Source organism: Paraburkholderia sp. EG304 (genome assembly GCF_046543485.1).
Classification (GTDB): domain Bacteria; phylum Pseudomonadota; class Gammaproteobacteria; order Burkholderiales; family Burkholderiaceae; genus Paraburkholderia; species Paraburkholderia youngii.
Window position 1 is genome coordinate 1 of the sequence record NZ_JBKGUA010000145.1, and the last position, 4227, is coordinate 4227.

Sequence of the window (4227 nt, forward strand, 5' to 3'; positions counted from 1 at the left end):
TCTACTCTCAGGCCAAACTTAATGCCGTGGCAAGAAGGCTGAATGAGCGTCCAAGGAAGACACTGAATTACGAAACGCCGGCTGAACGGTTCCAGCAAACTATTGCATCGACCGGTTGAATCCGCCGGTCGTCAACCGACACCCATCCATCATCGCGTCATTGTCGCAGCCTATGTTACGGCGAGGTCAACACTGCATAGGCATTTGGAAGGACGACGGCGAATTGCCCGCGTTCAGCGATTGAAGCACCATTGGTCGCAATGACGGAGCAAAGACCCTTCATGTACGTGTGACGTGTCGTTACGATACGCTCAAGTTCTGCGCGTGCCGATTCGACTGGATCCGTATAGGATTTCGCCTTTTCAAGATCGATGTTTGTTTCAGCAACCTTCAGCAGGGGTTCATGAATACGCGCAAAGGAACTGACATATTCCTTTACGTCGATCCCGTACTCTGCGCAAACTGCAGGAACGCCAATCATGTTTTTGCGATAAAACGCGAAGAACACGTAGCTGGCTGCCTTCTTCGAAGGAAGGTTAAATTTTTGTAGCTCCCCCTCCAACACACGGTTTCGTGCCAATGGATCAGATGGATTCGCAACGGCGGCTTCAGACGCACGTCTTAGTGCGTCGGCTAGGTCCTGCTGAGAGTATGCGACGACTCGCTGGCAAGGGACGGAAAGCGATATCGCAGCAGCAATGTGACAAAGCTTTAGTATGTTGTTGAGCTTCACTGGGTGACCGTAGATTGCAAGTTTTATGTCCGTCATGGGGTTCGGCATTTGAGCCACTGGTGAGCCATTAGCACATGAGTCTATTTACGGTCGCTTGCGGTACAAACTGAAGTTCAGCAAACGGCTTTAGTCACCGACACACAGCAGGATGACCGATGTGCTTCGCTCAAGAGTCATCCGGAGATCAGGGGGCGATTCGTCCGGTATGGGTCGGGAGTGTGAGTTCGCCGATCGAGGAAGCTGTCGTTCGGCTGGTCGGTGCCACGACCGTCAGCAATCCGCCTTATCGCTAACGTAGAACTCAGCCCGGCCCAATGTCGGCTGTGGCCGAATTTCGCGCATTCGCCGTCCTCAGTGCAAGTTGGCGGGCTCTCGGAAACCGCCATTGCATCAGTGTGATTTGAGCAAAAGCGCAGGGCACGAGGCCCTGACTGATTGGTGGCTTCAGATGCTTCTTCCTGTGTCACGGGACGCGGTCGGAACTGGTCGCCGCCCGGTTGGCGCGAAGAATGGGTAGGATCATGGGTAGGGGACGATCCGTAACGGTGGGAGTCAAACCTGGCGGGGCATTGCAGCCGGCAATGCGATCCTGCTGCCTTCCGCCATAAGAACATCGAGTCGCCGCTTGCTAAATCCTGTGCTGGCCGACATTGCCAGCGACTACGGTTTTGACCGCGATCAGGCGCGCGCCATCGCTCTTGATCCTGAACAGCACCATCGCGTCGAAACGGAAGCGTTCAAGTCGGCGAATACCGGTGTCCGTTCGGTTCCTCACTTTGTCTTTGGGGAAAGCATTGCCATCAATGGAGGGCGCAGCGAAGACGAGATTGCTGCGGCAATACAAGCAGCTTCCGGCGCGATCTCTCTCTGACGCGGCTTCCTCAAATCCAATGACTCGGAACTCGGCGTACGCCAAGTCGATAAGGTTCTGCGATCCGTTGACTGTGTTGGCCGATGCCCGACCAACAAGACCGGCCGTCGGATGACCGCAGTACTTCAAGAAGCGACGAAGGGACCGCGATCTTACGACCGACCGCAATGGATCGGGTTGAGTCCGTGCGCTCCCCAAACTCATCGCTCGGAAGCGGTCACTGGATTCAGCGGCCCGCAACCGGCCAGTCGGCAGTGCGCACTCTTGACCCGTTTCTGACGCTCGATGCAACACCGCCTTAACGACAGCTTTCAAGGTGCATCGGTCAATGCTGGTCGAGATACAGCTTGGCCAGTCGTACCTCCGGCCGCACCGTGTCCGCGTTTTGCGTGAGCGTGACAAGGTTCGCGTAGTAGAGTTGCGCCTTCTTATCGTGCGCCAGGTCCGCTGCTTTCGCCGCACCATACAGGCCACGCAGGCGGTTCGGGGTTGCTTGCATCGATGCCTCATACTCCTTCAGCGCATCGGCAGGTCGCTTCAGATCGAGCAACATTTCGCCCAGCAACTCCCGCATCGGGTAAAGCCGGTTCTCCATCGCGACCTGCTTTTCGCTGCCGTCTTCCAGATCGGCGGCGGCGTGCATCTGCTTGAGCGCCTGATCGTCCTTGCCCTGAACATGATCCAGCCACGCCGAGGCGGCGAGGATTTGAATCTGGACCTGATCGGCCCAGTATGGCTGCTTGGCCTCTTCGAGCTTGGCGCGCAACTGCATGAGCATGTCGATATTGGTCTGCGTCATGTCCGCCTTGCTGCTGCGAGCGCAGCCTAGTGCACGGGCAAAATACGTGATTGCCTCAGCTTGCGGCCAGCGGCTGCCACGCGGCTCGAGCGTGGCAGCCTCCTGCCAGTCGCCGCGCTCGAGCGCATAGCGTGCCGGGATGGCAGCCAGCGCCGTGTAGACTGCCAGTCGGTCGAATGGAAATTTCGTGACAGCATTGGCGTCATCGCGCACCTGTTTTGCACGCGCGTCCTGGCCCAGCTGTAGATAGGCGTACTCCATGAAATCCCAGGAATGGGGCGCCCCTGTATGGGTGGCGCCCGGCCAGCTTCTGGCGGCTTCTTCCTGCATCACCTTCAGCGCCGCTTCGTTCGATTTGATGGATGCATCCCACATGCCGAGCATCGAGTAAATATGCGACGGCATGTGCAGGGCGTGCGGCGCCGCCGGGGCGATCTGCGCGTATTTGTTGGCAAACGGCAGTCCGCGCTTCGCGAGCGGCGGGTAGTCGTAGCTGTGGATCAGGTAGTGCGCGACACCGGGGTGGTCGGGCTGCTCACGGTAGATTTTCTCCAGGATCGTTGCAGCCTCGAGTTGGTTGGCGTACGTCTTGTCGCTGGGGTCCGCGGCCTCGTTGAGCGCAAGCGCATAGAAAATCGCGGCTTCCGTATCGTCGGGATATTTCTGCGTCAGGCGTGCCATCGCATGCTCGTATGCCAACGTGCGCTGGCTTTGTGGGACTTTGTCGTAGTCTTTGTAAAATGCTTCGGCAGCCAGCAGCCAATCGCGCTCCCGTTCGGTCTTGGGATCCAGCGCCAATCCCTTCTCCGCAGCTTCCCATCCGCGCTTGAGTGCCGTCTCGTCAAACGGCGGGACCAGCGGATTAGGACGCTGGGCAATTGCAATGCCCCAGTATGCAATCGCACATTGCGGATCGATCTGGGTCACGGCCTCGAACGCCTTGAGTGTCGAAGGGTAAAAGAAGGAATGGAGCATCGCCAATGCCTTCTCAAACTGGCTTTGTGCCGCAAGGCTGCACGAAGTGGGGAACTTCACGGTGCCGAACTTGCCGCCAGTCGGCGGCGCAGCGGGGTGTTCTTCGTGCTGGGCGAGCGCGGGAGCGGATGCGAGGACCGCGAGCAGGCATGCGGTTATTAGCTGCTTGTGATACATGATGACCTCCCCCGCAGGATGAATGGCAAACTTCACGCGAGATCGTCGAAAGCGGTGGTGCCAGGCGGCCCGACGGCGATGCCCATCGCAATGACATTGTCGTGGGCGAGGGCTCCGGGCGCCGTGGACTATTCCGACGGGAGTGAGTGGTGAGCACTCTTTTTCTAGTCAAGGCGTTACGTGCCCACAAGCTCGGAAACCCTAGGCGGCTGCACATTTTCACTAACGGATCGAACGCACAGACCAGTTGCAGCCGCTTAGCCATCAGCCCACCGCGCAGTCGTTCAAAGTTGGATTGGCCGCAAGGCACCGTCCCCGGCATTGGCCGATGAATAGGCTTGCATCGTCACTGATCGAACGGCCGGTTACGGGTGAGGAACGGACGCGTCAATGTCACTGGTACGGTTCGGTCGGATGGCCCTTGGTGGCCGCGTCGAGGCAATGCCACTGGCGATCTCCTCGCCGAAGACCGGTCATCGAGCGTGGCCGGACGAGAGCTGGGAGACCGAAGTGGATGGCGACCTCGACCGACCGCTTGTGGCCGGAGGACTGATATGACTTTCCGTGTCAATCGCGATCGGTTCTCGGTCTGGGTACATCTGAATTTCCTGAGGGCGACGTAGCAGTACGTCTCGACGGTGGGTCACACTGATATCCGCGGGTTGGTTACCG

At 58.5% G+C, this 4227-nt stretch carries 3 protein-coding genes and 1 pseudogene; 2 read left to right on the forward strand and 2 right to left on the reverse strand.

What is annotated here, in order from left to right; genetic code table 11:
* A pseudogene (locus ACLFKU_RS42485) lies at positions 1-119 on the forward strand (IS30 family transposase); the annotation flags it as partial.
* Between the two features lie 56 nt (positions 120-175).
* On the opposite strand, the gene ACLFKU_RS42490 reads toward ACLFKU_RS42485, so the two are convergent.
* Positions 176-781 carry a hypothetical protein gene (locus tag ACLFKU_RS42490; RefSeq protein ID WP_410853224.1) on the reverse strand — a complete coding sequence of 202 codons (606 nt, stop codon included), beginning with the start codon at positions 779-781 and terminating at the stop codon, positions 176-178.
* 577 nt (positions 782-1358) lie between these two features.
* On the opposite strand from ACLFKU_RS42490, the gene ACLFKU_RS42495 reads away from it, so the two are divergent.
* Positions 1359-1604: a hypothetical protein gene (locus ACLFKU_RS42495; RefSeq protein WP_410853225.1), complete on the forward strand. Its 246-nt coding sequence runs from the start codon at positions 1359-1361 to the stop codon at positions 1602-1604.
* A 325-nt stretch (positions 1605-1929) separates the two neighbouring features.
* On the opposite strand, the gene ACLFKU_RS42500 is transcribed toward ACLFKU_RS42495, so the two are convergent.
* On the reverse strand, positions 1930-3555 hold the full coding sequence (locus ACLFKU_RS42500; protein ID WP_410853226.1) for a hypothetical protein: 1626 nt from the start codon (positions 3553-3555) through the stop codon (positions 1930-1932).
* Between the last annotated feature and the right edge of the window lie 672 nt (positions 3556-4227).